The organism is Saccharothrix coeruleofusca, assembly GCF_014648515.1.
GTDB classification, from domain to species: domain Bacteria; phylum Actinomycetota; class Actinomycetes; order Mycobacteriales; family Pseudonocardiaceae; genus Actinosynnema; species Actinosynnema coeruleofuscum.
Genome location: NZ_BMRG01000003.1, coordinates 353,082 through 358,366, shown reverse-complemented (window position 1 = coordinate 358,366; position 5,285 = coordinate 353,082). Strand labels below are relative to the sequence as shown.

The following is a 5,285-nucleotide window of genomic DNA, read 5'->3' as shown; positions in this document are numbered from 1 at the left end:
GCGGCCCGCCAGGGTGACGAACCGGTGCAGCGCGACGACGTCCACGTCAGTTGGCGCGCTTGGTCTTCTTGGTCCGCGCGGCGGGCTTGCGCGGTGTCGTGCTGGCCTGCACCGACCCCGGCTTGCGCCTGCTCGCCGCGACCACCTTCGGCTTCACCACGGCCTGCTCTGCGCCCTGCTCTGCGCCCTGCTCGGCGGACGTCTCGGCGGACGTCTGGGCGGGGGCTTCCGCAGCGGCCCCGGCGGGGATCTCGGGGACCAGCTCCAGCGTGGGCTCCTCCGCCTTGGGCTTGGTCGCGGCGCGGCGGGCGCGGGCGGTCTCCTGCCAGTCGTGCACGGCCGACCAGACCGCCTCGGAGCGGGACTCGCGGTGCGTGCGCGCCGACCACCTCGACCGGCGGAACCCGCGCACCGGCTCGTCGCCCTCCAGGACCCCGCGCCGCGACGGCGCCTTGAGCACCTGGCCGACCAGGAACAGCGTGGTGCGGTAGAGCTTGTGCTCCTTGACGCACGCCTCCAGCTCGCCCAGCGTGGTCTGCGCGACCGTCCCGTCGGGCAGGGACACCTTGTAGGCCACCACGACGGGCGTGTCGTCGGAGTAGCCGCCCGCGCGCAGCTGCTCGACCAGCAGGGAGACCCGCGCGCCGGAGGCGGAGATCGCCATCGTGGTGCCGTGCGCGGCGAACTCGCGGACGTGCTCGGCGGTGTCCGGCCCGGTCAGCACCAGCGACTGGGCGACCTCGGAGGTGGTCAGCTCCCGGCCGATGGCCGCCGCGGCCGCGGAGATCTGCGACACGCCCGGCACGACCTCGATCACCATGCCCAGCCGACGGCAGGTGTCGTGGTGCTCGCGCAGCCCGCCCCACAGCGAGGGGTCGCCGGGGTGCAGCCGCACCACGTTGAGCTTGCTCGCCGCCGCGCGCCGGTAGACCTCCACCACCTCGGCGTCGCCCACGCGGGAGAAGTCGACCAGCTCGGCGTCGGGGCGGGCGTGCTCGCGGACGCACTCGACCTCCACCACCGCGGGCGCCCACAGCACCACGTCGGCCTCGGCGATGCGCTTGGCCCCCCGCAAGGTGATGAGATCGGCGGCACCCGGACCGGCGCCCACGAACGTCACCCGACCGGTCATCGCTACCTGCTCCCCACGCTGTGTTCGATCTCGCTGGGCAAGGACCGTACCGCGCACGGGCGATCCACTATCGAGTGGCCTGACGGGATGTGGCGCAGGCCCGCACGAAGCGGCCGACCGCCTCCGGCGCGGCCGCCGGGTGCGTGTGCAGGTACGACGCGTGCACCCCGCCCACGACGAACCCCTCGGCCACCGGGCGCTGGTCGTGGCCGCGCCAGTGCCAGGCCGGGCGGTGGCCGTGCGGGGCGGTCAGCGCGGTGCGGTGGAACTCGTGCCCGGTGATCCGCGCGCCCGCGACCCCCAGCACCGACTCGCCCGCCGCGACCGCGTCCCGGTAGCCCAGCACCAGCTTCGAGGTCATCGCGCCGTCGGCGTCGACCACCCCGCACATCGGCACGCCGTCCAGCGAGCGCGCCAGGTACAGCAGGCCGCCGCACTCGGCGTGCACCGGCGCGCCGGAGGCCGCCAACCGGGCCACCGCGGCGCGCAGCGGCTCGTTGGCCGACAGCTCGGCCGCGTGCTGCTCGGGGAACCCGCCGGGCAGCACCAGTCCCGCCGCGCCCTCCGGCAGCTCCTCGTCGCGCAGCGGGTCGACCACCGCGACCTCGGCCCCGGCCGCGCGCAGCAGCTCGACGTGCTCGGCGTAGCCGAAGGTGAACGCCGCCCCGCCCGCGACCGCCACCACGGGCCTGCCCGGCACCGGCTCGACCTCGGCGTGCGGGTCCCACGCGGGCACCGCCAGCGACGGCGCCCGCGCGGCCAGCGCGCGCACCGCGGCCAGGTCGACGTGCTCGGTCACCGCCTCGGCCAGCGCGTCCACCGCGGCGACCGCCTCGTGGCCGTGCTCGGCGGCGGTGACCAGGCCCAGGTGCCGCGACGGCAGGCTGAGCCCGGCGTCGCGCGGCAGCACGCCCAGCACCTCAAGGCCCACCTCCGCGCAGGCGGCGCGCAGCACCTCCTCGTGCCGCGCCGAGCCGACCTGGTTGAGCACCACACCGCCCAGCCGCACGGTCGGGTCGTAGCCCCGGAACCCGTGCAGCAGGGCGGCCAGGCTGCGGCTCTGCCCGCGCGCGTCGACCACGAACAGCACCGGCGCGGACAGCAGCTTGGCCACGTGCGCGGTGGAGCCGACGCCCTCGGTGCCCACGCGCCCGTCGAACAGGCCCATCACGCCCTCGACCACGGCGATGTCGCAGCCGCGCGAGCCGTGCGCGAACAGGGCGGGCACCCGGTGCTCGCCCACCATCACCGGGTCCAGGTTGCGGCCGGGGCGACCGGCGGCCAGGCCGTGGTAGCCGGGGTCGATGTAGTCCGGGCCGACCTTGAACGGCGCGACCCGGTCGCCCGCCCGGCGCAGCGCCGCCACCAGCCCGGTGGCCACGGTGGTCTTGCCGCTGCCGGAGGCCGGGGCGGCGACCACCAGCCGGTTCACCACTCGATCCCCTTCTGGCCCTTCTGCCCGGCGTCCATCGGGTGCTTGACCTTGGTCATCTCCACCACCAGGTCGGCGGCGTCGAGCAGCGCGGGCGGGGCGTAGCGGCCGGTGATCACCACGTGCTGGTGGCCGGGGCGCTCGCGCAGCGCGGCCACCACCTCCTCGACGTCGACCCAGCCCCAGTGCATCGGGTAGGTGAACTCGTCGAGCACGTACAGGCCGTGCCGCTGCTCGGCCATGCGGCGGGCGACCTCCCGCCAACCCTCCAGCGCGGCGGCGGCGTGGTCGGCCTCGGTGCCCTGCTTGCGGGCCCACGACCAGCCCTCGCCCATCTTGTGCCACTCGACGGGGCCGCCCTCGCCGGTCTGCTCGTGCAGCCTGCCCAGCGCGCGGAAGGCGGTCTCCTCGCCGACCTTCCACTTGGCCGACTTCACGAACTGGAAGACCCCGATGGACCAGCCCTGGTTCCAGCCGCGCAGGGCCAGGCCGAAGGCGGCGGTGGACTTGCCCTTCATCTCGCCGGTGTGCACCACGACCAGCGGCCGGTTGCGGCGCTGCCGGGTGGTGAGCCCGTCGACGGGCACCGAGGACGGCTGTCCCTGAGGCATGGCGTTCCCCTCTCAGGCGGCGCGCGCGGCGCGCACGACGCCGGCGACCTGGTCCGCGGACAACTCCTCCAGGCGCAGGCAGACCCCGCCCAGCGCGGCGGCCACGCGGGCCGCCATGCCCAGCCGCACCGGGCCCCGCTCGCAGTCCACCACCACCGCCGCCACGCCGTCGGCGGCCAGCAGGCCCGCCGCGCGCAGGGCGTCGGCCGCCGGGTCGCCGCCCGCGCCGGTGGCGGTCGCGCGGCCGTCGGTCAGCAGCACCAGCAGCGGCCTGCGCCGGGGGTCGCGGACCCGTTCGGACTCCAGCACCCGGCGGGCCCGCAGCAGGCCGTCGGCCAGCGGGGTGCGGCCCCCGGTGCGCAGGGCGCGCAGCCGGGCCGCCGCCGCGTCGACCGAGCCGGTGGGCGGCAGCGCGACCTCGGCCGCCGCGCCCCGGAAGGTGATCACGCCGACCTTGTCCCGCCGCTGGTAGGCGTCGCGCAGCAGGGACACCACCGCGCCGCTGACCGCCGACATGCGCTGCCGCGCGGCCATCGAGCCGGAGGCGTCGACCACGAACAGCACGAGGTTGCCCTCCTTGCCCTCGCGCACCGACCGCCGCAGGTCCTCGCCGCGCAGCACCAGTCCGGGGCCGCTGCGGCCGCGCGCGGCCTGGTGCGGCGCGGCCGCGCCGAGCGTGCCGACCAGGTGCAGGCCGCCGCCGTCCGAGGCGGACGGGCGGACCACGCGGCCGGTGCGGGCCCTGGCGCGGGAGCGCTTGCCCGGCGCGCCCTCGCCGACGCCGGGCACCTGGAGCAGCCGGGCGCGGAACGCGGGGGCCGGGGCGTGCGTGCGCTCCCCCGAGCCGGAACCCCCGCCGTCGGGCCGTTCGGGGCTCGGACCGTCCGAAGTGGACTCCTGGGCGGATTCCCCGGTGGACTCGCCGCCGCCTCCGGGTCCGTCACCGCCGCCGTCGGGGTCGTCCTCCGGGTCGGGGTCCGGCTCCTCGGCGTGCTCCGCGCCCTGGCGCAGCGCGTCGGCGAGCTGCTCCTCCTCCAGGCCCGGTTCGTCGAACGGGTCGCGGCGCTTGCGGTGCGGCAGCGCCAGCCGCACCGCCGCCTCCACGTCCTCCTCGGCGACCTCGGCCGCCCCGCGCCACGCCGCGTGCGCCGCGGCGGTGCGCGCGACCACCAGGTCCGCGCGCATCCCGTCGACCTCGAACGCCGCGCAGACCGCCGCGATCCGGCGCACCTCGGCGTCGGGCAGCCGCACGCCCGGCAGCGTCGCCCGCGCCGCCGCGATCCGGCCCGCCAGCTCGGCGTCCCGCTCGGCCCAGCGGGCCGCGAAGCCCTCCGGGTCGGCCTCGTAGGCCAGCCTGCGCCGGATCACCTCGGTGCGGGTGGCCACGTCGCGGGCGGCGCGCACCGACACGGTGAGGCCGAAGCGGTCCAGCAGCTGGGGGCGCAGCTCGCCCTCCTCCGGGTTCATCGTGCCCACCAGCAGGAACGACGCCGGGTGGGACACCGACACGCCCTCCCGCTCGACGTGCGCGCGGCCCATCGCGGCGGCGTCGAGCAGCAGGTCCACCAGGTGGTCGTGCAGCAGGTTGACCTCGTCGACGTAGAGCACCCCGCGGTGCGCGGCGGCCAGCAGTCCGGGCTGGTAGGCGCGCACCCCCTCGGTCAGCGCGCGCTCCAGGTCCAGCGAGCCGACCAGGCGGTCCTCGGTCGCGCCGACCGGCAGCTCGACCAGCCGGGCGGGCCGCCGCTCGACGCCGCCGCGGTGCGGGCCGTCGGGGCAGTCCGCGGGCGCGGCCGGGTCGCAGCCGAAGCGGCAGCCCGCCGCCACCTCCAACTCGGGCAGCAGCGCGGCCAGCGCGCGCACCACGGTCGACTTGGCGGTTCCCTTCTCCCCTCGGACCAGCACTCCCCCGATACCGGGGTGCACGGCGTTGAGCAACAGGGCCAAGCGGAGGTCGTCGTGGCCGACGACAGCGGAAAAGGGGAAACGCGCGCCCATGCGGCGGTGTCCTTCCTCGGGTGTCCACGCCCGTGTCCGGTTCGGTGACTCGGGGGCCGAGTTCCTGACTCCCGGCGTCACCCGGTCACAGTGGCGGGACCGTGCCGGACTT

At 76.9% G+C, this 5,285-nt stretch carries 4 protein-coding genes and 1 riboswitch (1 of these 5 only partly in view); all 4 genes read right to left on the bottom strand.

What is annotated here, in order from left to right:
- Window positions 1–46: 46 nt before the first annotated feature.
- Window positions 47–1,132: a cobalt-precorrin-4/precorrin-4 C(11)-methyltransferase gene (locus IEZ00_RS10200; protein WP_189222934.1), complete on the bottom strand. Its 1,086-nt coding sequence runs from the start codon at window positions 1,130–1,132 to the stop codon at window positions 47–49.
- Window positions 1,133–1,199: 67 nt separating this feature from the next.
- Window positions 1,200–2,564: a cobyrinic acid a,c-diamide synthase CobB gene (locus IEZ00_RS10195; RefSeq protein ID WP_189222933.1), complete on the bottom strand. Its 1,365-nt coding sequence runs from the start codon at window positions 2,562–2,564 to the stop codon at window positions 1,200–1,202.
- Window positions 2,561–3,175 (bottom strand): cob(I)yrinic acid a,c-diamide adenosyltransferase, encoded by a 615-nt coding sequence (gene cobO, locus IEZ00_RS10190; protein WP_189222932.1) that lies wholly within the window; start codon window positions 3,173–3,175, stop codon window positions 2,561–2,563. Before cobO ends, IEZ00_RS10195 begins: the two co-directional genes overlap by 4 nt.
- Before the next feature lie 12 nt (window positions 3,176–3,187).
- Complete coding sequence (locus tag IEZ00_RS10185) at window positions 3,188–5,173, bottom strand: putative cobaltochelatase (protein ID WP_189222931.1); 1,986 nt, start codon at window positions 5,171–5,173, stop codon at window positions 3,188–3,190.
- A 38-nt stretch (window positions 5,174–5,211) separates the two neighbouring features.
- Window positions 5,212–5,285, bottom strand: a riboswitch (cobalamin riboswitch); it runs 86 nt beyond the window's last position.

What these genes read in the sequence shown, in the direction of transcription:
- cobO (WP_189222932.1), bottom strand. Translation starts at nt 3,175, where the DNA reads ATGCCTCAGGGACAGCCGTCCTCGGTGCCCGTCGACGGGCTCACCACC.
- IEZ00_RS10200 (WP_189222934.1), bottom strand. Translation starts at nt 1,132, where the DNA reads ATGACCGGTCGGGTGACGTTCGTGGGCGCCGGTCCGGGTGCCGCCGAT.
- IEZ00_RS10185 (WP_189222931.1), bottom strand. Translation starts at nt 5,173, where the DNA reads ATGGGCGCGCGTTTCCCCTTTTCCGCTGTCGTCGGCCACGACGACCTC.